We start from the raw sequence: 19393 nt of genomic DNA, 5'->3' as shown, positions 1-19393 counted from the left end.
GGCGCGTCTATGAAGTTGTGGCCCTCCCCAAGGACAGGAGCGGCCTCGGGTGTGGTTTCTTGGAAAGAGAAGTAACCCGCGGCCTTCGCACCGGGAAGGACGTTGCAATAAGCACAACACATCCGGAACGACCGGTACAACCAATTATCATTCCGCCTTGGCGGCTACCAGGACGGGTACGGCCGCGGCCCGGCGTGCGGGGAGCGCCGACAACGCAGTCGTCACCACCGCCGCACCCGCCGTCACCAGGGGGAACAGCCACCACGGTGGAACCGGGCGCAGGAACGAGCTGCCGGAGACGAGGTGCAGCACCGTCAGCACCCCCATCGCGATCAGCGAACCGAGGATCGTGCCGAGGGCGACCACCGTGGCCGCCTCCCAGCGGACGATCGAGCGGATCTGCCGCGTCGTGGCGCCCACGGCGCCCAGCAGCCCGAACTCGCGGGTGCGTTCGGCGACGGTCATCGACACCGTGGTCGCCATCCCGAACAGTGCCAGCAGCAGCGCCAAGGCGATGAAGACGCGGGTCGCCCGTAGCGGCCGGGTGAACGAGTCCGAGGCCGCGCTCACGTATGCGTCCCGGTCGAGGACCTGCACGCCCGGGACCGCGGCAACGGTGCGCTCCAGCGTCTCTCGGGAGCCGCCCCGCACCAGGACCGCCTGGGTCGCGGCGTTGGCGTCGAGCCGTCCCATCGTCGCGGGTGCCACGAGCGCCTCCCCGGCGAACAGGTGGGAGGGATCGTGGTAGGCGTCCGCCACGGTGAGCGTGACCCGGCCCTGGGTGCCCCGCACGACGATCTGCTGGCCGCGCCTTCATGACGCTCGATGACAGGGCGATCTGTCCGGGACGCAGCGCGGGTGGCCCGCCGCCGAGGCGCAGGACCTCGCGCAGCCCGGTCTGTTCGGCGCCGGTCACCATGAAGGGGAACGGCTCCGGCTCCTCGTCCGGGTCGGGATCGTCCGGCGGGGGCGATGCGAGCTTGACCTCGGTCTGTGTGAGGGCGGTCGCTCGCGACACGCCCGGCACGTCCGTCGCCAGGGCGGCCATGTCCCGGGACAGCGGCGCGGGTGCGCCCTCCGGGGTCCTGGCAGTCGCGGTGATCGCGTATTCGGCCGTCATGACCTGCCGTCCCGCCTCCTGGAACCGGTCGTTCACCGACTGCGTGACGAGCACCACCGAGGCGACCAGCGCGACGGCGACCATCAGCGACGAGGCGGCCGAGGCGACCCGGCGGGGGCTGCGGGTGATGGTGGCGTGCGCCAGCCGTCCGGTCTCCCCGCTGATCAGCGTCCCTGCACGGCCCACCAGCCCGCCCAGCGGCCCGACGAAGAACGGGGTGAGGACGGCCAGCCCGGCCACCGCACATGCGGACCCGAAAAGGATCATCGGGCCGACCCCGGTCGTGCGGTCCTGCCCAGGGGGTTCGGTGACGCGGACCAGCACCGCCACCGCGTACCAGAAGCCCGCACCCGCGAAGATCGCGAGCGCGGCCGGCAGCCGTGGCCGGCGCCGTTCCCGGGTTTCGGCGGCGGTGGTGCGCAGCGCCTGGACGGGCGGGATCCCCGCGGCCTGGCGGGCCGCCCGCCAGGCGGCGATCTGGGTGACCAGGATCCCGGCCGCGGCCGGCAGACCCAGTGCGGCCCAGCCGAACCGCGCCCCGGCGGCCGAGACGTCGAAGCCGTCCCGCGCGAACAGCCGGATGATCAACGCGGACAGGGGGAAGCCCGCCGCCACCCCGCCGGCGGAGGCGATCACGCCCACGGTCAGTGCCTCCAACCGGATCAGCCGTTTGATCTGCCGTGGTGTGGCACCGATCGCGCCGAGCAGCGCCAGCCGCCGGGTCCGCTGCCGGACGAGTACGCCGAAGGTGTTGGCCACCACGAACAGGCCGACGAAGATCGCCACGGAGGCGAGCATGCCGACCACCGAGGCGATCGAGGCGCCCTCGCCCGCCGCGGCGGCGCTCTGCGCGCGTCCCACCGACTCCGCCGTGCGCACCGTGGCCGCGCCGTCCAGATCCCGGGCCAGTTCGTCGCGCAGCCGATCCGCCGGTACGCCCGCGGCTGCCTTCACCCAGACGCCCTGCCAGGTCCCCCGGGGCAGCGTGGCGGCACGCCGCACGGTTTCGGGCGGGGCCAGGACCAGGTCGCCGCCGGCCACCGCGTCGCGCCCCTGGACGCTGACCACCCCGGCGATCCGCACCCGGCGCGTGCGGTGGGGCAGTGTCAGGGCCATCGCGTCGCCGACGCGCAGATTCCCGGCGCGCGACACGTGCCGGACGACCGCCACTTCGCCGTCGGAGGCGGGGGCGCGCCCCGCCTCCAGCCGGTAGGGGTTCAGCCGGGGGTCGGACACCCAAGGACGCAGGAGCGTACGGCCCTCGGCCGATGCCATGATCGCCCGTCCGTCCGGGCGGGCGGCCCGCACCGCCACCGCGGCGTCCCCGGCGGCAGTCGCCACTCCAGGCCGGGACGCGACCCGGTCCAGGCGGATCCGGCCGCCGGGCGGCGCGAACGGTTCGTCCGGATCGACCGTCCCGCCCTGCACGAGCACGTCCGCACGGAAGTACTCGCTGGCGTCGCTGCCCGACACCGCCTCCTGCGCACGCAGCGCGAACTGCAGCGAGCCCGCGATCAGCGCGATCGACCCCAGCGCCGCCAGCAGCGTGGCGATCAGCCGCGGCCATCCCTCGGTGAACGACCGGCGCGCGATGAGCCACATCGGGTTGCTCACGCCCTCAGCCCTCCCGCGAATCGGGGGAACAGCGCGAATCGGGGGAACAGGCGCAGCGCGTTGTCCCGGGCGACGGCCCGGTGCGCGCGGTGGTCCAGGCCGGGGTCGCGGTCGAGGGCGGTGGTGTTGAGGGCCACCTCGCGGGCGGAGTTGGCGGGCCAGTCGGTGCCGAACAGGACGCGGTCGGCTCCGGCCGCGCCGAGCAGCGTCGGGGTGGCGTAAGGGGACATCGGCAGCGCGGTGTCGTAGTGGAAGCGCCGCAGCGCCCGCCTGACCTTCGCCGGCGCGGGACCGCCGTCCTCCCTCCCCCAGCGTTCGGCGCGGCCGGCCATGTACGGGAGGAACCCGCCCCCGTGGGACAGGATGATCGAGAGCCGGGGATGGCGGTCCAGGGTCCCGGCGGCGATCAGGCTGAGTGCGGTGCGGGTGGTGTCGAGCAGGAAGTCGCCGAGCCAGCCTCCCACGCCGGGCACTTCGAGGATCCCCTTGGGCGAGAAGGGGTGGGTGAACACGACGGCGCCGCGGCGGTCGAGCTCGGCCAGCATCGGGTCGAACGTCCGGTCGCCGAGGTAGCGGCCGTCGGCCGAGGTGGTGAGCAGCACGCCGTCGGCGCCGAGCTCGTCGAGCGCGTACGTGATCTGCCTGAGCGCCAGGTCGGGGTGGAGCATGGCCACGTTGGCGAAGAAGCCGAACCGGGTGGGGTGGTCGCGCGCCAGCTCGGCGAGGGACTCGTTGCACACTCGCACGCCCGACTCGGCGGCGTCGCGGTCCGCGAACACCTCGGGAGGCACGGGTGCGGAGGCCATCCCGACGGCGATGCCGTTGGCCTCCATGGTCTCCAGCGTGCTCGGCAGGGTCCACTGGGCCCAGGCGGGGCCGCCCGTGGGCGGGATGATGCCCTGCTCGACCGCCCATTGCCGCATCTCGGGCGGCACGGCGTGGTGGTGGGTGTCGATCCGTCCGCGCGGGGCGCGGTGCGGGCTCGCGGCGGCGGCGCGAGCCGGCGCGGCCATGGCTCCCGCCGCCGCGGCCATGCCGGTCGCGGCGGTCGCTTTGAGGGCGTTCCGGCGGCTCAGCTCGGGCATGAACGTCTCCTTGTCGATCGTCCAAATGCCGCCCACTTGAGATAATCTCAACTGAGACTATATCACGCGATACTAGACTGGGCCCATGCTCGACGACCTGCTCGAACGTCTCCTGTCCGGTGAGGGCGGCCCGGCCGCCGATCAGGTGGGGATCGGCATGCTGCTCGCCGCGGCCCACAACCAGAGCCGGGAGCTGCTGAACCAGGCGCTGCGCCCGCTGGGCCTCAACGTCCGCGGATTCGCCGTCCTGCTCGCGCTGCCGATCTACGGCCCCGTCAGCCAGCGGGACCTGATCGGCCACATCGGCATCGACAAATCCACCATGGTCCGGCTCATCGACGAGCTGGAGGAGGCGGGGCTGGTCTCCCGCGAGCGGACACCGCAGGACCGGCGCGCCTACTCGATCGTCCTGACGCCCGGCGGCGAGCGGACCCTGACCGAGGCCCGGCGAACCGCCGACCAGGTGGGCGGGCACATCTTCGGCTGTTTCACCGAGCCCGAACGCCGGCACCTCGTCGATCTGCTGCGCCGGCTGACCGAGCACACCGCCCCGCCGCGGCCCGGCGACCCCCGCCCGCGCTGATCATCGGACGGTGCCCGATGCCCTGGTGACCTCGTCGACCATCGCGTCCGTGCGGTCAGGTCGCGTACTGCGGGCGGCCGGCGGGGCGGTAGACCTGGAGCGTCACGCCGTTCGGGAAGGCTCGCGAGCCGATCAGGTCGAGCGCCGAGTCCGGGCCGGTGCCGGGGAACAGGCGCGTGCCCTGGCCGACGACGACGGGGTAGGTGAGCAGGTTGATCTCGTCGACGAGGTCGTTGGCGAGCAGCCAGCGGGCCAGGGCGCCGCTGCCGTGCACCTGCAGCTCTCCTCCGGCCCTGGCCTTCAGGTCCGCGACTGCGGTCGCGAGGTCGCCTGACAGGACGGTGGTGTGCGCCCATTCCGGGTCGGTGAGCGTTGCCGATGCCACGTACTTGGGCCTGGTGTTCAACGGGCCCGCGATGGGCTCGGCGTCGGGATCCGGCATCGCTCCCCAGGACCCCGCGAAGATCTCGTAGGTCCGGCGGCCGAACAGGAACGCGTCCGCGCGCTCGTAGACCTCGTTGATGAACGTCGTGAGCTCGGCGTCGGCGACGAAGAGCGGCAGCGCCCACCCGCCGCGCTCGAATCCGCCCCTGCGGTCCTCGTCCCGTCCGCCGAGTCCCTGCATCACGCCGTCGACGGTGACGTGCGTGGTCGTGGTGAGTTTCATGGTCGTTCCTCTTTCGTCAGGCGTGCCCGCCGGTTTTCCAGGAAGGCTCGTTCGGTGTCATTGGCGACCAGGGCGAGCGCCTCGTCGTAGGCGGCGACGGCCTCGGCGGTGCGGCCGAGGCGGCGGAGCAGGTCCGCGCGTGTGGCGGGCAGCAGGTGGTAGCCGGGCAGATCCAGCTCGTCGACGGCGGCCAGGGCCCGCTCCGGGCCGTGCACCTCGGCGACGGCGACCGCGCGGTTCAGCGCCACCACCGGGGTCGGGACGAGGTGCAGAAGCTGGTCGTAGAGCGCCAGGACCTGCGTCCAGTCGGTCGCCGGGCCGTCCGTGTGGACGGCGTTGATCGCGGCCTGCACCTGATAGGGGCCCGGCCGGCCGCGGCGCAGGCACCGCCGCACCAGCTCGTGCCCTTCGGCGATCAGCCCCCGGTCCCACAGCGACCGGTCCTGCTCGGCGAGCACCACCAGCTCGCCCGACGGGCTCACCCGCGCCGGTCGCCGGGCCTCGGTGAGCAGCAGGAGCGCCAACAGCCCGATCACCTCCGGCTCGTCGGGCATCAGGCCGGCGAGCTCCCTGGTCAGGCGGACGGCCTCCTGCGAAAGGTCGGTCCGCAGGAGTTCGCCGGACGTGGCGGTGTATCCCTCGTTGAAGACCAGGTAGAGGACGGTGAGCACCGAGTCCAGCCGGCCGGGGAGTTCGGCGGCGCCGGGCACCCGGTAGGGGATGCCCGCGTCGCGGATCTTCTTCTTCGCGCGGACGATCCGCTGGGAGACGGTCGCCTCCGGCACCAGGTAGGCCCGCGCGATCTCCGCAACCTCCAGCCCGCCGAGCAGCCGCAGGGTGAGCGCGGTCCGCGCGAGCGGCGACAGCGCCGGGTGGCAGCAGGTGAAGATCATGCGGAGCCGGTCGTCGCGCACCGGTCCCACCTCCCGCGGTTCGTCGGGCTGGTCGAGCAGCAGCGCCTGAGCGTGGCGGGCCTCGCGGGTGGACTCCCGGCGCAGGCGGTCGATCGCCCGGTTGCGGGCGGTGGTCACGATCCACGCGCCGGGGTTGGGCGGCGCCTGGTCCCATTTCCGGACGGCCACCGCGAACGCGTCCTGCACGGCCTCCTCGGCGAGCCCGATGTCACCGAGAACACGCGTCAGCGTGGCCACGCACCGGCCGTACTCCGCCCGGTAGACGGCGCCCAGATCCCCCGTGCTCATACCCCCCGTGCTCATACCCACTGGGCGTCTTGGAAGGGACGTACCTCGATGGGGGATCCGCAGGCCAGCGCGCACTTCTCGGCCCAGGCCAGCGCCTCGTCCAGGTCGTCGCACCGGATCACCCAGAACCCGCCGAGCTGCTCCTTGGTCTCGGCGAACGGGCCGTCGGTCATCGTGGTCGTCCCGGCGCCGGGACGGACGACCGTGGTCGCGGACGAGGCCACCAGGCCGCCGACGAACACCCACGAACCGGCGGACCGCATCTCCGTCGTGACCTGGCCCGTCCGGGCCATCTGCTCCCGGAACTCCTGATCGGAGGGTGCAGGCGCGCTCTCGTCGAACTGGACGGCGAGCAGGTACGTCTTCATGGCGGACTCCTCGAAAGAACCGGTTCCGTGCGGCGACCGGCCGTTGCCGGTCTCTCACCTTGGCTACGAACGGGATCGACGCCATTCGACACCACCGCGGAAGAATTTCCGAAGACGCGCGAGGACGGCCGGCCCCGTGGGCGCCGGAGGGGCGCATCGCACTCGGCTGGCGACTCTCCGTTACCGGCAGGGGGCCGGTCACAGGCGCGGCGCCGGGCCGGAGGCAGAATGGGGGGATGGGGAGTGATCACTTCATGACCGCCGCCGTCCTGCTCCGGCACGGCGGGCCGGACGCGCTGGAGGTACGCGGCGACCGGCCGGTACCCCGGCCTGGTCCGGGCCAGGTGCTCGTGCGCGTGACCGCGGCGGCGATGAACAACACCGACATCTGGACGCGGGAAGGCGCGTACGGGCTGCCGGGCCGCCCGGAGGCGGAGGCCGGATGGCGCGGCCCGGTGGACTTCCCCCGCGTCCAGGGCGGGGACATCGCCGGCGAGGTGAGCGCGGTGGGCGCCGGTGTCTCCGGCGCCTGGACGGGCCGCCGGGTCCTGGTCGATCCCGCCTTCTACGCCGACGAGAGCGAGGACGCGGCCCCGGTCGGGCTGCTCGGCAGCGAGGCGGACGGCGGCTTCGCCGGATATGTCGCGGTCGACGCGGCCCGCCTCCATGACATGAGCACGTCACCGCTGTCCGACGAGGAACTCGCCGCGCTCCCCGTGGCGTACGGCACGGCGATGGGCATGCTGGAACGCGCCCGCATCACGGGAGACGAAAAAGTCCTGGTCACCGGGGCCTCCGGCGGTGTCGGGCTCGCCCTCGTCCAGCTCGCGGCCGCGCGCGGCGCGCGAGTGGTGGCCCTGACCAGCGGCTCCAAGGCCGAGGCGCTGCGGGAGGCCGGTGCCGCGGCGACGCTCTCCCGCGAGGAGACGGACTTCCGGCGCCGGCTGGACGAAGCCGTCCCCGGCGGGCTGGACGCGGTCGCCGACGTGGCGGGCGGCCCCTGGCTCGAGCGCCTGCTGCCCGCACTGCGCGACGGCGCCCGCTGGGTCATCGCCGGAGCCGTCGCCGGGCCGGTGGTCCCCTTCGACCTGCGGCGCCTCTACCTGCACAACCTCAGCCTCATCGGCTCGTCGATGCACACCCGCGCCCACTTCGCGCAACTGGCGGACTTGGCCCGCGCCGGCGCGCTCCGTCCGCGCATCGCCGCCAGGTACGACCTGAGCGACATCCACGCCGCCCAGGAGGAGTTCCGCCGCGGCGCCCACATCGGCAAGATCGTGGTCACCCCTTAGCAGGAGCGTGGTCAGTCCAGCATGTCGGTCTGATGGGCGATGGCCGCGCGCACCAGACCGACGGTCTCCTCCCCGTGCCGCAGCGCGGCTCCTGCCGCCACCTCCCGGACGTAGCGCCCGGTGCCGGTCAGGATCCGCTGCGGGTCCTCCAGCAGCGCCCCCTTGTGGAAGACCAGCTTGGAGCCCTTCTTCGTCACGGCGATGCCGCACAACCAGTGATGCCAGTCGCCCAGGACCGTGAAGGTCAGCCGTCCCCACTTCATCGCCTGCTCCAGCCCGGGATCGGCCGTCCCGACCAGCGCGGAAAGCTCTTCCACCTCGCGGCGGACGCTCGCGTCCAATCCGTCCAGCCAGTCCTGGACTCCGGGCCCTTCACCACGTGTTCCATCGGCCATGTGCCCATGATGACCCCCGCCACCGACAGTCTCGCCGGTCGCGGCGATCGATCTGGGCCTACGATCAGTGTGAGTCGACGGCACGGAGGAAGGGGCTGCCCCGACCATGACCGACCTTGCCGCCTTCGCCGAGCTGGTACCCCACGATCACGGCCTGTGCGTGATCAGCACGCTGCGGGGCGACGGCAATCCGGGACATCTTCCGGGCCGCCGGCGGCACTCATGACGACTGGGACACCTACGACCGGGTGATGGCGGAGGAACGGCGCGCCGCCGTGCTCATCACCCCCCGCCGCGCCTACACGAGTCCCCGCACCTTCTGACGCCCGCCCGCGTCCGGTCCGGGCCGTTCCGGCGGGCGCGGGAGGCCGTCCCCCCACAGGGAACCGGCCTGGTCGGCGGCGACGAGCCCGGCGAACTCGGTGGCGAGCGGGCTGAGGGCGTCCCATTGGCGGGCGGCCCAGCCGACCGTGATGGGGGAGAGCGCCGGAATGGGGACGGTCCGCGCCGGGCCGGCCGGTGAGAGCGTCAGCCGGGGGAGGGCCGGCAGGACGGCGTGGCCGATGCCGAGTTCGGCGAGAAGGACCGCGGTGTCCCAGTCGGCCACTCCGACCGTCCGCGACGGCGTGCAGCCGAGCCGGACGAAGTCCTCCTCCAGCCGCCGGTGCGACGCGGAGTTGGCGGGATGCGCGATGTAGCGGATCGAGCGGAGGTCGCCGGGGTCGATGGCCCGCCTGGCGGCGAGCGGTTCCCCGGCGTTGACCACCAGGACCCAGGGCAGGTCGATGACCGGCCACTGCTCGATACCGGGGGCGGGCTGCCCCAGGGTGATCCAGGCCAGGTCCGCCTGCCCGCTCTGCAGGAGTTCCAGGCAGCGGCGGGTCGACTGGGCGGACTGGAAGTCCAGCGTCGCTTCGGGGTGCCGGTCCCGGAACGCGGTGATGGCGTCCGGCATGAAGTGCCGGACCGTCACGCCGCCCGTGGTGATCTTCACGGTCCCGCCGGCGCCGTCGCGGAGTTCTCCCAGGCGGCGGACGGCGGAGTCGAGGGACGTGATGCCGCCCAGCGCCGCCTGGTACAGGATCCGGCCCGCGTCCGTCGGCGTGACCCCGCGGGGCCGCCGCTCGACCAGCGCGAGCCCCAGCTCGCGTTCGAGCCGTTTGACGTGCTGGCTCACCGCCGACTGGCTGCAGGACAGGGTGCGGGAGACCGCGCTGAGGTTGCGGGTCTCGCACACCGCGATGAAGACCCGGAGGTCGTCGAGTGTCACTGATCCAAGTTAACGCTTGGGGCTTTCCAAGTGAATCCAAGAATTGACTGGAGTGTGTCCCGGGGCCAGGCTGAGGTGACGAACCAGTGGTTCAGCAAGCGGCGGCAACCCGTCCGTCCCGCCCCGCAATGCGTGCCGGTGTCCCGGGACGCACGGCAGGTGGCGACCGGGCGAGCGGACGGGTGCCGACCTCTCCCGCGGAGGGTTGTCGCCGGTCAACCGGTGCCGATCAGGAGCAGGGACTTGCCGAGCGTGGTGCGGGCGGCCAGGGCGCGGTGGGCGTCGGCGGCCCGTGCCAGCGGGTAGGTCGCGCCGATCGCCGGACGGAGCCGTCCGCGCGCGGCCTCGTCCAGGGCGAGGCGCAGCAGCTCGCTCACGGTCTCCTGGTCGGGCGGCCCGTCCATGAGGGGGGTGAACACCCGCAGGCCGCGGCGCTCGACGAGGTCCGGGTCGGGTGCCGTGAAGCCGTCCGCGGTGCCGTAGGTGACGAACCTTCCGCCGTCGGCGACCGCGTCGAGGGCGGCCGTGCCGAGCGCGCCGCCCGCCCCGTCGTAGACCAGCGCGGCACCGCCGCCGGTCAGCTCCCGTACCCGCTCGGTCCAGCCGGGCCTCGTGTAGTCGACGGCGGCCTCCGCGCCCAGTTCGCGGGCCAGCGCCAGCTTGTCGTCCCGGGACGCGGCCGCCACCACCCGGGCGCCGGCGGCGACGGCGAGCTGCACCAGCAGCGATCCGGCCCCGCCCGCCGCCGCGGACACCAGCACCCATTCCCCCTTCCCGGGCACGCCCAGCCGGTCCAGCATGAGCGCAGTCACGCCGTCGTGGACGAGGGCCGCGGCCGCCTCGTCGGGCACGCCGTCGGGCACCGCCGCGATCTCCTCGACCGCGGCGACGACCTGCTCGGCGTAACCGGTCTCCGTCCGGACGACCACCCGGCGGCCCACCCACGCCGGGTCGACGCCCGCCCCGGCCTTCAGTACCTCGCCCGCTCCACCGCCGCCCGGCACGTACGGCGGCTCCTTCGGGAAGAAGTCCTGGCCCCAACCGGCGCGCAGCAGGGTGTCGAGGAAGATCACGTCCGCCGCCGCCATGCTGACCACGACCTGGCCGTGCCCAGGTTCGGGGTCGGGCAGGTCGGCGAGGCGCAACACTTCCGGACCACCGAACGAACCCACCTGAATAGCACGCATGAGTGAAATCCTTTTCAGTAGAAGACCCCTCACGGGGATGTGGGTCCAGTGTTCAACCTGAAGATTGGTTGAGGTCAAGCTCGCCGGGTCGCGGGTGCAGGGGCCAGTGCAACTGTCGCCACACGGGCGGGGTCAAGACTGGTGCTTCTGGCCATGGACAGTGCCGGGGCGCCGAGGATCATCGGCGTCGTGGACACCAACGAGCCCCCCGCCGCCGCGAGCCGCCGGACCTTCCTCTCCCTCTCGACGGCGGCCGCCGCCGTGACCGCCGGTGCGGGCGCGGGCGTCGCCGTGGCCGCCGCGCCCGCCTCCGCGCGAGAGCGAGGGTGGCCCGACAGGCCCGGCAAGCCCCTCCGGAACCAGCGGCCCGACGCCGAGCTGCGCGGGCTGCTCCGCGAGATCGACCGGGACCGCATCGAGGCGAACGTCCGCACGCTGGTGGGCTTCGGTACCCGGCACACCCTGTCCGAGCAGGACGATCCCGAGCGCGGCATCGGCGCCGCCCGCGACTGGATGCTCGCGGAGATGAAGCGGTACGCCGCCGCGTCCGGCGGGCGGATGACCGTCGAGCCGCAGTCCTATGTGCAGGAACCGGCGTCCCGCATCCCCGTCCCGACCCGGATCACCAACGTCGTCGCGACGCTGCGGGGGTCGGTCACGCCCGAACGGATCTACGTGGTGTCCGGCCACTACGACTCCCGGGTCAGCGACGTCATGAACGCCACGGCGGACTCGCCCGGCGCCGACGACGACGCCTCCGGAGTGGCGGTCGTCATGGAGTGCGCCCGGGTCATGGCCGGACGCCGGCCGGAGGCCACGATCGTCTTCACCGCCGTGGCCGGCGAGGAGCAGGGGCTGTACGGCGCCAGGTACCAGGCGAAGCAGTACAGGTCCGGCGGCGCCGACGTGCAGGCGATGTTCACCAACGACATCGTCGGCACCGGCACCGCCGACGACGGCACTCGCGACCCCCGGTCCCTGCGGCTGTTCGCCGAGGGCGCCCCCACCGCGGAGACTCCGGAGGAGGCCGGCGTGCGGCGCGCGGTCGGCGGTGAGAACGACTCGCCGGCCCGGCAGCTCGCCCGGTTCGTCGCGTCCGTCGCGGGCGACCACGCCACCGGCATGCATATCCGGACGATCTACCGCAGGGACCGCTACCTGCGCGGCGGCGACCACATCGGGTACCTGGAGCAGAACTACCCCGCCGCCCGTTTCACCGAGCCCCACGAGAACTACGCCCACCAGCACCAGGACGTCCGGGTGGAGGACGGGACGCAGTACGGCGACCTGCCCGAGTTCTGCGACTTCGACTACATCGCCCGCGTCGCCAGGGTGAACGCCGCCACCCTGTGGTCGCTCGCCCAGGCCCCGGGAACGCCCAAGAACGCCCGCGTCCTCACCGACCGGCTCACCAACGACACCGACCTGGTCTGGGAGCGCGGCCCCGAACCCGACATCGCGGGTTACGAGGTCGTGTGGCGGGAGACGACCAGCCCCGACTGGACGCACGTGATCCCCGTCGGGGACGTCACCGAGGTCAGGATCGACCTGTCCAAGGACAACGCCTTCTTCGGCGTCCGCGCGGTCGACCGCGACGGCCACCGCAGCCCGGTCGCGTTCCCCGTCCCGGACTGACCCGGGCACCTCGCCGATCCGGCACGCGGTGTCAGTCGCCTCTGCGATACTCCCGACCCATGACCACCCACTCGGACGATTTCGCGTTCGTTGACGAGGAGGCGCGTGCGCGGCTTGCCGAGGCGGCCGCGAACGCGCCCGATCCGGAGGCCGCCCGGCGGGCCCTGGGACTGCTGCGGCCGTCGATCGAGCTTGCGAGCGGCGAGGGCCCGGCCTGCGGCCGGACTCGTCTCGGGGGGCTGCCGCCGCTGCCCCCGCGGACCGGGTGGCCGGCGTTCGGCGGCCGCCCCCTGACGCTCGCGGCGCAGCTCGACTGCGCGGCCCTGTCTCCGCTGCTGGGCGATGAGTGGCCTCTCCCGCGTGACGGGCTCCTGCTGTTCTTCTACGACGACGCCTTCGGCGAGCTGAACCCGAAGGACGTGTGCGTCCTGCATGTGCCGGGCGACGCGGCGGAACGTCCGGCGCCGCCGGGCACGCCCGTGAACCCCGAGTTCCCGCTCGCCGCGGCCGTCACCCCGTCCTTGCCGGTCTCCTTCAGCCACGCGGTCTCCACGTACCTGGAGGACCTCGATCTCATCGACGCCATGGACGCCGTGCGAGCGCTCACCGACGTCCTCCCGCAGGTCGACTACCGGCTGCTGGGCTGGCACGACGGCGGAGCCGACGGGCTGGCCGGCCACCGCCCGCTGCTCCAGCTGGAGACCGTGGACGGCGCCGACTGGGGTGAGATCGTGAACATCGCCTACTGGATCGACGACGACGATCTCGCGGCGGGCAGGTTCGATCGCGCCTACCCGGGCATCGAGGTCGCCTGACCGCGCCTCAACGGGCGGTCAGGGACGCGGAGGCCCGGCGGGCGTCCTCGGCGAGTTCGGTGCCGATCCGGCGGAGCCGGCGGCGCCGGTTGTCGTGCCGCAACAGCATCCAGGCCGGGCCGGTCAGGCACGAGAGCACCAGGACCGTCATGGCCGCCGCTTCGGTGGGGCTCGGCCAGGTCACGCCCCGGAACACGAGCATGAACGCCACCGCCATCACGCCCGAGGTGTACAGCCACAGCGTCACCGCCACCAGGTCCCCGCGGGCCGGGCGCGCCGCCCACCGCCGGACGGTCAGGCCGTCGGCGCGGCCGGCCAGGCGGGTGCCGGTCCGTTCGATGCGGCGCACGCCCGCCAGCGCGCGTGCTCGCCCGCCGGAGTCCGCGGCCCGGTACCGCGGGTCGGCGTAGCGGGCCAGGCGGGTCCTGGCGGAGTTCCCCCTGCGGCCGCGCCGCAGGAGGACCACGGTGGACGACACGGCCCCCGCCAGCGTGCCCGCCGCCGAGATCCACAGGCTTGAGGGGGCGCCGATCTCCAGGGCCATACCGAGCAGCGTGGTCCCGGCGCCCGCCAGTGCCGCCGTGGCGACGGGCTGCGCCGCGGCGCGCGCCGATGGCGTGCGACCGGACGTCAGCAGGCGCTCCGCCAGCTCATGGGCGAACAGCACGAGGAAGACGTGGCAGCCGACGAACCCGGACAGCCCCACGAACACGAGGAGCCACGTCATGAACAGCTGATACACGTCTCATCTCCGCGAGTCGGCGTCCTGTCGTGGTTCGATGCGACGCGCCGGGCGCGGGTTCGGCGGGATGACCGGCCGGGCTTCAGCCGGCGCGGCCGGCGATGAAGGCGGCGAAGCCGTCGTGGAGGCGGTTCAGGCCGAACTCGAAGATCTCGTCGTACGCGGAATCGAAGGTGTCGTCGGCGAGGTCGGCCATGGTCGGGAAATCGCCGCTTTCCAGCGCGTCGACGAGGGTCGGGATCTGGGTCTGCCAGAACTCCTCGTTGCTCATTCCGGTGCGGCGCTCGGCGCGGCGCTCGTTGAGGTGGCTCCGCGCGATGCCCTCCACGAAGTCGTTCTGGACGATGAACATCATCATCAGCGTCCGGTCGTCGATCCCGCTGGGGCGCAGCCGGCGGAAGAGGCGGTCCAGGCCGCGCATGCTGTTGGGCCCGAGGAGCGGCTGGCTCTGGTCCACGAACGGGTACCACGGGTGGTCCATGCACAGCCGCCAGTGCTCGCGCGCCTCGTCGGCCAGGATGCCGCGCCAGCCGCGTTCGTCGTCCGGCTCGTCGTCGGGGACGTCGATGACGTGGTCGAGCATGAGGTCGAGCAGCTCGCTCCTGCCGGGGACGTAGCGGTAGAGCGACATCGTCCCGACGCCGAGGTGGGTCGCGATGGCGCGCATGGACAGCGCTTCGATTCCCTCGGTCCGGGAGAGTTCGTCGGCGACCTCGACGGCGGCGGCGACGATCTGGTCGAGGGTGAGCGTGGGCGGCCGCCCGCGCGGCGGCCGGGTCCGGTCGCCCCACAGCAGCTTCAGGCTCAGTCCCAGGTCGCGGCGGTCGCCGTGCTCCTTCGTCATCGTCCGTCCTGCTCGTCCGTGCGGCATCGGCGGATGCCATCGGCAACGCTACCGCCCCTACTTAGGGTATGGTGTACGCCAATTAGCGTGTAGTGTACGCGAACAACGCCGAAGCTAGGAGTCGGTATGGCGGACGACGCGATCCTCGCCGAGGGGGTCCGCAAGGTGTACGGGGAGAAACGGGCGCTCGACGGCTTCGACCTGACGGTGCCGAAGGGCTCGGTCTACGGCCTGCTGGGGCCGAACGGGGCGGGGAAGACGACCGCCGTGCGCATCCTGTCCACGCTCATCCGGCTGGACGGCGGGCGGGCGGAGGTCACCGGGCTGGACGTCGCCACCCGGCCCCGGCAGGTGCGCCGCCGGATCGGGCTGGCCGGGCAGCACGCCGCGGTGGACGAGGTCCTCACGGGACGGCAGAACCTGCGCATGTTCGGCAGGCTGTTCCACCTGGGCAAGAAGCGGGCCGGAGAGCGCGCGGAGGAGCTGCTGGAGCGGTTCGACCTGGTGGAGGCCGCCGACAAGGGGGTCAAGGAGTACAGCGGCGGGATGCGCCGCCGGCTGGACCTCGCCGCCAGCATGATCCTGGCGCCCGACGTCCTGTTCCTGGACGAGCCGACCACCGGGCTCGACCCGCGCGGCAGGAACGAGGTGTGGCAGTCGGTCCGGTCGCTGGTCGCGCAGGGCACGACCGTCCTGCTGACCACGCAGTACCTCGACGAGGCCGACCAGCTCGCCGACCGCATCGCCGTCATCGACCACGGCCGGGTCATCGCCGACGGCTCGCCGCAGTCGCTGAAGCAGCTGATCGGCGGCGACCGCATCGAGGTGGTCGTGCGCGATCCCGCGGACCTGCCGGCGACCGCGGCCGTGGTCGCCCGCGTCGCGTCCGCCGAGCCGCAGACCGACGAGGCGGCCGCGCGGGTGCACGCGCCGGTCACCGAGCGGGTCGCCGCGCTGACCGAGGTCGCCCGCACGCTCCAGGACGACGGCGTCGCCGTGGAGGACATCGGGCTGCGGCGCCCGACGCTCGACGAGGTGTTCCTGCGCCTCACCGGACGTCCCGCCGAGGACGAGAAGAAGGACGAGAAGAAGGACGAGAAGAAGGAAGGGGCGAAGGCGTGAGCATCGGGAGCAAGCCGGCCGACACCGACGACGGGTTCGGCGCCCGCGCCTACTGGGCCGTCGCCGACAGCTGGACGATCGTCCTGCGGGGCCTGACCCACTACGTCCGGCAGCCGAGCAACATCGCCTGGCAGCTCGGATTCCCCATCGTCTCGGTGCTGCTGTTCGGCTACGTCTTCGGCAGCGCCATGTCCGTTCCCGGCGGCGGCGACTACCGCGAGTTCCTGATGCCGGGCATGTTCGGGATGACGATGGCGCTCGGCTTCATGAACACCGCGTACGTCGTCGTCTACGAGAGCGCGCGAGGCGTGACCGACAGGTTCCGGTCGATGCCGATGGCGCCCTCGGCCGTCGTCACCGGACGCGGCGTCGGCGACCTCATCGCCGCGAGCCTCGACCTCATCGTCCTGGCGCTGACGGCGCTGGCGATCGGCTGGCGCTCCAGCGGCGGCCTGCTCGGCACCCTCGGCGCCTTCGGCCTGCTCCTGATGCTGCGCTTCGCGCTGATCTGGATCGGCGTGCTGCTGGGCATGCTGGTCCCCAACGAGGAGGCGGCCGGAAGCCTGTTCGCGGTCGCGTTCCCGTTCGCGATGATCTCCAGCGCGTTCGTCGCGCCGTCCCTCATGCCGAGCTGGCTGGGCACGATCGCGATGTGGAACCCGGTCTCCTCGACGGTGACGGCGTGCCGCGAGCTGTTCGGCAACCCGGCGGCGGTCGGTGACACCTGGATCGAGCAGAACGCCCTGCTGATGGCGATCGTCTGGCCGATCGTCATCACGGCGGTCTTCCTGCCGCTGGCCATCCGCCGCTTCCAGCGCCTGAGCCGCTGAGCACGCGGCCGAAACGGGCCGGTCGGCCTCTTGGCGCTGGTCAGAGGCGGTGCAAGCGTGAGAAGTGATGGTGAAGGGGGACCCATCATGATGGAACTCAAGAGCATGGAGAAGCCGGACGATCGGCGCGACTTTCCCAGGGGCCATCTGGAGGTCGTCAATCTGACGGGCCTGGTCTTCGGGCAGGCGACGTTCCGGCTGGCGCTGGACCGAGTCGGTGAGGGACATCGCCGGAACCGACCTGTGCGAAGTGCATCACAACGGCTACGTGGCCCGGGGGCGGTTGCGGATCCGCATGCGGGACGGCTCGGAGGCCGAGGCCGGCCCCGGGGACGTCTTCGTGGTGTCGCCCGGTCATGACGCCTGGGTCGTCGGCGACGAGCCATGCGTGGTGTTCGACTTCGCCGGCGGGATCGGCGAATACGCGAAAGCGGGCGGCTCCTAGGCCGGCGGCCTGGTCGTCTCCGCTGTTCATAGTGAGGACAGGGGGTTTCACGCGCGTTCGACGCGGTGGCCGGAGTCCCGGAGACGGGGCCCGGCCGCCGTACGTCAATGTCGCGCAGCGGATCGCCCCCGAGTGCCGCATCGCCCTGACCTCGTCCGAAGCGGTGCGAAGAAAGGAGGGGCCCGGTGCTGCCCGGACCCCTCTCGGTGGTCGATCGTCGGGCGAGAGCCCGGCGGTCAGACCGTCACGTACCCCAGCGCCTTCAGCGCCGTGGCCGCCAGCACTCCGGCGCCGATGCGGATGCACCGCTCATCGACGTCGAAGCCGCCCTGGTGCAGGTCGTACTCCTCCGCTCCGGGAGGCCGCACGCCCAGCCGGGCGTAGGCGCCCCTCGGGACCTTCTCGAGGTAGCAGCTGAAGTCGTCCCCGCCCAGGCTCTGCGGGACGGTGACGACCGCGTCCTCACCCAGCACCACCTCCGCGGCGTTCCGGAAGACGTCGATGCTCGTCTGCTCGTTCACCGCGGGCGGGAGCTTTGGGGTGATGTCCAAGTGCGCTTCGACCCGGTGGGTCGAGGCGAGCAAGGGCAGCACTTCCGCCAGCAGTTCCCGCGCCTGGGACCGGACCTCGTGGCCCAGGCAGCGGAGTGTCCCTTCGAGGCGCCCCTGGATCGGAGTCGCGTTGATGGCTTCCGATTCCGCCGACATCCGGCTCCAGGCCAGCTCGAAGCCGGAACGACCGTCGATGCGCCGCCACAGCGTCTCGCGAAGCTCGGTCGCGATCTTGGCCGTCGCGTTGACCACGTCACTGCCCAGGTGGGGCCGTGCGGTGTGTGAGGTCGCTCCGGAGATGTCGATCTCCACCCCGTCGTAGGAGCCCGTGATCGGGCCCACGACGAGGCCGAGACGGCCGACCTCGAGCGCGGGGTGGCAGTGCAGCGCGAAGATGCGCTCCACCCCGTCGAGGCCGTCGGCGTTGATCACGTCCAGCGCCCCACCGGGGATCTCCTCGGCGGGCTGGAAGATCAGCCGGACTCGGCCGCGGAGCAGTCCGGCCTCGGCCAGTCGGGCCAGGTACAGTCCCGCGCCCAGCACCATCACGGCGTGGACGTCGTGACCGCACGCGTGCGCGACGCCGGGGACCGTCGAGCGGTAAGGGACGTACTTCAGATCCTGAAGGGGCAGCGCGTCGATGTCGGCGCGCAGCGCGACCGTGTGGCCGCCGACCGGTCCGATGTCGCAGAACAGGCCGGCCCCGCCCGGCAGGATCACCGGCTCCAGGCCGGCCTGGCGGAGCCGCTGGGCCAGCTTGCGGGTGGTGCGGTGCTCGGCGTAGCCCAGCTCCGGGTGCATATGCAGGTCGCGGCGGAACGCGATCAGCTCGGTCTCGCACCCGGCCAGGAACTCGCCGAGCTCTGCGGGGTTGAAACCGGACCTCGCGTCCGGTGTGCGTTCGTTGTCGGGCATGACTGCCCACTTCCTATCTCTTCTTTGTTGGTGTGGTGTCTGGTGATCACCACGACTTGGACCGTGCCGATTCGTCTCCGAAGCGCAACCGGTCACCGCGAGCCCGCCGGCGCGTGGGCGATCCGATGCCGGGGCTTGGCGCGTATTGACGAGGTGGCGGGGTCCGCGGGCGGGTAGCGTCGAGGGATGAACGTTCGGCCGACTCTTGAGGACATCCGGCGTGCGCCGAAGGTGTTGCTGCACGACCACCTGGACGGCGGGGTGCGGCCCGGGACCGTCGTGGAGCTGGCGCGGGAGTCCGGATACGGGGATCTGCCCGCCGCGAACGCCGACGACCTCCGGGAGTGGTTCGAGGCGGCGGCCGACTCGGGGTCGCTGGAGCGGTACCTGGAGACGTTCTCCCACACCGTCGGGGTGATGCAGTCCTCCGAGGCGCTCTCGCGGGTGGCCTACGAGTGCGCCGAGGACCTCGCCGGCGACGGCATCGTCTACGCGGAGGTCCGGTACGCGCCCGAGCAGCACCTCCGGAACGGGCTGTCCCTGGAGCAGGTCGTCGAGGCCGTCCTGGACGGGTTCGCCCGGGGCCGCGAGGACTTCGGGATCCGGGTCGGGACGCTGGTGACGGCCATGCGGCACCAGAGCCGGGGGCAGATTCCCAGTAGCATGGAGATCGCGGAGCTGGCCGTCCGGTACCGGGACGCGGGCGTCGTG

18 protein-coding genes and 1 pseudogene are annotated in these 19393 nt (G+C 72.5%); 8 read left to right on the top strand and 11 right to left on the bottom strand.

The features are described 5' to 3' along the window. Nucleotides 1-7: 7 nt before the first annotated feature. Entirely contained in the window at nucleotides 8-2734 is a 2727-nt protein-coding gene (locus E1281_RS41880; RefSeq protein WP_131878348.1) for an ABC transporter permease, read from the bottom strand. Then, the gene (locus tag E1281_RS14585; RefSeq protein WP_131878346.1) at nucleotides 2731-3855 is read right to left on the bottom strand and encodes an amidohydrolase family protein; all 1125 of its coding nucleotides are present in this window, start codon (nucleotides 3853-3855) and stop codon (nucleotides 2731-2733) included. The genes E1281_RS41880 and E1281_RS14585 overlap by 4 nt, the downstream gene beginning before the upstream one ends. A 49-nt stretch (nucleotides 3856-3904) precedes the next feature. Between E1281_RS14585 and E1281_RS14580 the strand changes: the two genes are divergently transcribed. Continuing rightward, nucleotides 3905-4402: a MarR family transcriptional regulator gene (locus E1281_RS14580; RefSeq protein WP_131878343.1), complete on the top strand. Its 498-nt coding sequence runs from the start codon at nucleotides 3905-3907 to the stop codon at nucleotides 4400-4402. 55 nt (nucleotides 4403-4457) lie between these two features. Here the strand turns inward: E1281_RS14580 and E1281_RS14575 are convergent, their stop codons facing one another. Genes E1281_RS14575 through E1281_RS14565 form a run of 3 tightly spaced genes read right to left on the bottom strand, consistent with a single transcriptional unit; the run spans nucleotide 4458 to nucleotide 6639 of the window. Beyond that, nucleotides 4458-5069 (bottom strand): dihydrofolate reductase family protein, encoded by a 612-nt coding sequence (locus E1281_RS14575; protein WP_131878341.1) that lies wholly within the window; start codon nucleotides 5067-5069, stop codon nucleotides 4458-4460. Continuing rightward, nucleotides 5066-6271, bottom strand: coding sequence for an RNA polymerase sigma factor (locus tag E1281_RS14570; RefSeq protein ID WP_131878339.1), 1206 nt, complete (start codon nucleotides 6269-6271; stop codon nucleotides 5066-5068). Before E1281_RS14570 ends, E1281_RS14575 begins: the two co-directional genes overlap by 4 nt. An 11-nt stretch (nucleotides 6272-6282) precedes the next feature. Continuing rightward, nucleotides 6283-6639 carry a YciI family protein gene (locus E1281_RS14565; protein WP_131878337.1) on the bottom strand — a complete coding sequence of 119 codons (357 nt, stop codon included), beginning with the start codon at nucleotides 6637-6639 and terminating at the stop codon, nucleotides 6283-6285. A 236-nt stretch (nucleotides 6640-6875) separates the two neighbouring features. Here E1281_RS14565 and E1281_RS14560 point away from each other — a divergent pair, with 236 nt between their 5' ends. Further along, the gene (locus E1281_RS14560; RefSeq protein WP_207943282.1) at nucleotides 6876-7931 is read left to right on the top strand and encodes a zinc-binding dehydrogenase; all 1056 of its coding nucleotides are present in this window, start codon (nucleotides 6876-6878) and stop codon (nucleotides 7929-7931) included. An 11-nt stretch (nucleotides 7932-7942) separates the two neighbouring features. On the opposite strand, the gene E1281_RS14555 is transcribed toward E1281_RS14560, so the two are convergent. The 3 genes from E1281_RS14555 to E1281_RS14540 form a co-directional block, all read right to left on the bottom strand. After that, the gene (locus E1281_RS14555; RefSeq protein ID WP_165958930.1) at nucleotides 7943-8326 is read right to left on the bottom strand and encodes a DUF1801 domain-containing protein; all 384 of its coding nucleotides are present in this window, start codon (nucleotides 8324-8326) and stop codon (nucleotides 7943-7945) included. 298 nt (nucleotides 8327-8624) lie between these two features. Next, entirely contained in the window at nucleotides 8625-9596 is a 972-nt protein-coding gene (locus E1281_RS14545) for a LysR family transcriptional regulator (protein WP_131878333.1), read from the bottom strand. A 215-nt stretch (nucleotides 9597-9811) separates the two neighbouring features. Beyond that, complete coding sequence (locus tag E1281_RS14540) at nucleotides 9812-10783, bottom strand: zinc-binding dehydrogenase (RefSeq protein WP_131878331.1); 972 nt, start codon at nucleotides 10781-10783, stop codon at nucleotides 9812-9814. Nucleotides 10784-10936: 153 nt separating this feature from the next. On the opposite strand from E1281_RS14540, the gene E1281_RS14535 reads away from it, so the two are divergent. Both E1281_RS14535 and E1281_RS14530 read left to right on the top strand, forming a co-directional pair. Then, nucleotides 10937-12418: a M28 family metallopeptidase gene (locus E1281_RS14535; RefSeq protein WP_131878329.1), complete on the top strand. Its 1482-nt coding sequence runs from the start codon at nucleotides 10937-10939 to the stop codon at nucleotides 12416-12418. A gap of 59 nt (nucleotides 12419-12477) precedes the next feature. Beyond that, nucleotides 12478-13233: a DUF1963 domain-containing protein gene (locus E1281_RS14530; RefSeq protein WP_131878327.1), complete on the top strand. Its 756-nt coding sequence runs from the start codon at nucleotides 12478-12480 to the stop codon at nucleotides 13231-13233. A 7-nt stretch (nucleotides 13234-13240) separates the two neighbouring features. On the opposite strand, the gene E1281_RS14525 is transcribed toward E1281_RS14530, so the two are convergent. Together E1281_RS14525 and E1281_RS14520 are read right to left on the bottom strand one after the other, a co-directional pair. After that, entirely contained in the window at nucleotides 13241-13975 is a 735-nt protein-coding gene (locus tag E1281_RS14525) for a hypothetical protein (protein WP_131878325.1), read from the bottom strand. 82 nt (nucleotides 13976-14057) lie between these two features. After that, nucleotides 14058-14819 carry a TetR/AcrR family transcriptional regulator gene (locus E1281_RS14520; RefSeq protein ID WP_165958929.1) on the bottom strand — a complete coding sequence of 254 codons (762 nt, stop codon included), beginning with the start codon at nucleotides 14817-14819 and terminating at the stop codon, nucleotides 14058-14060. A gap of 126 nt (nucleotides 14820-14945) precedes the next feature. Here E1281_RS14520 and E1281_RS14515 point away from each other — a divergent pair, with 126 nt between their 5' ends. From E1281_RS14515 to E1281_RS41875, 3 genes are all read left to right on the top strand, one after another. Continuing rightward, on the top strand, nucleotides 14946-15941 hold the full coding sequence (locus E1281_RS14515) for an ATP-binding cassette domain-containing protein (protein WP_131878323.1): 996 nt from the start codon (nucleotides 14946-14948) through the stop codon (nucleotides 15939-15941). Then, nucleotides 15938-16771, top strand: a complete 834-nt coding sequence (locus E1281_RS14510; RefSeq protein WP_131878321.1) for an ABC transporter permease — start codon at nucleotides 15938-15940, stop codon at nucleotides 16769-16771. Before E1281_RS14515 ends, E1281_RS14510 begins: the two co-directional genes overlap by 4 nt. 217 nt (nucleotides 16772-16988) lie before the next feature. Next, entirely contained in the window at nucleotides 16989-17216 is a 228-nt protein-coding gene (locus E1281_RS41875) for a hypothetical protein (protein ID WP_243716954.1), read from the top strand. Between the two features lie 236 nt (nucleotides 17217-17452). Here E1281_RS41875 and E1281_RS14500 read toward each other — a convergent pair whose 3' ends face one another. Beyond that, entirely contained in the window at nucleotides 17453-18682 is a 1230-nt protein-coding gene (locus E1281_RS14500; RefSeq protein WP_131878319.1) for an amidohydrolase, read from the bottom strand. A 186-nt stretch (nucleotides 18683-18868) separates the two neighbouring features. On the opposite strand from E1281_RS14500, the pseudogene E1281_RS14495 reads away from it, so the two are divergent. Next, a pseudogene (locus E1281_RS14495) lies at nucleotides 18869-19393 on the top strand (adenosine deaminase); the annotation flags it as partial.

It is taken from the genome of Actinomadura sp. KC345 (genome assembly GCF_004348515.1).
Classification (GTDB): Bacteria; Actinomycetota; Actinomycetes; order Streptosporangiales; family Streptosporangiaceae; genus Spirillospora.
The sequence above is the reverse complement of the archived record's forward strand: the minus strand, read 5'-3'. Positions and strand labels throughout refer to the sequence as shown.

Bases quoted from the DNA above. Each gene is read 5' to 3' on its own strand.
- E1281_RS14580 (WP_131878343.1), top strand. From the start codon at position 3,905: ATGCTCGACGACCTGCTCGAACGTCTCCTGTCCGGTGAGGGCGGCCCG.
- E1281_RS14575 (WP_131878341.1), bottom strand. From the start codon at position 5,069: ATGAAACTCACCACGACCACGCACGTCACCGTCGACGGCGTGATGCAG.
- E1281_RS14570 (WP_131878339.1), bottom strand. From the start codon at position 6,271: ATGAGCACGGGGGATCTGGGCGCCGTCTACCGGGCGGAGTACGGCCGG.
- E1281_RS14565 (WP_131878337.1), bottom strand. From the start codon at position 6,639: ATGAAGACGTACCTGCTCGCCGTCCAGTTCGACGAGAGCGCGCCTGCA.
- E1281_RS14560 (WP_207943282.1), top strand. From the start codon at position 6,876: ATGGGGAGTGATCACTTCATGACCGCCGCCGTCCTGCTCCGGCACGGC.
- E1281_RS14555 (WP_165958930.1), bottom strand. From the start codon at position 8,326: ATGGCCGATGGAACACGTGGTGAAGGGCCCGGAGTCCAGGACTGGCTG.
- E1281_RS14540 (WP_131878331.1), bottom strand. From the start codon at position 10,783: ATGCGTGCTATTCAGGTGGGTTCGTTCGGTGGTCCGGAAGTGTTGCGC.
- E1281_RS14535 (WP_131878329.1), top strand. From the start codon at position 10,937: ATGGACAGTGCCGGGGCGCCGAGGATCATCGGCGTCGTGGACACCAAC.
- E1281_RS14530 (WP_131878327.1), top strand. From the start codon at position 12,478: ATGACCACCCACTCGGACGATTTCGCGTTCGTTGACGAGGAGGCGCGT.
- E1281_RS14520 (WP_165958929.1), bottom strand. From the start codon at position 14,819: ATGACGAAGGAGCACGGCGACCGCCGCGACCTGGGACTGAGCCTGAAG.
- E1281_RS14515 (WP_131878323.1), top strand. From the start codon at position 14,946: ATGGCGGACGACGCGATCCTCGCCGAGGGGGTCCGCAAGGTGTACGGG.
- E1281_RS14500 (WP_131878319.1), bottom strand. From the start codon at position 18,682: ATGCCCGACAACGAACGCACACCGGACGCGAGGTCCGGTTTCAACCCC.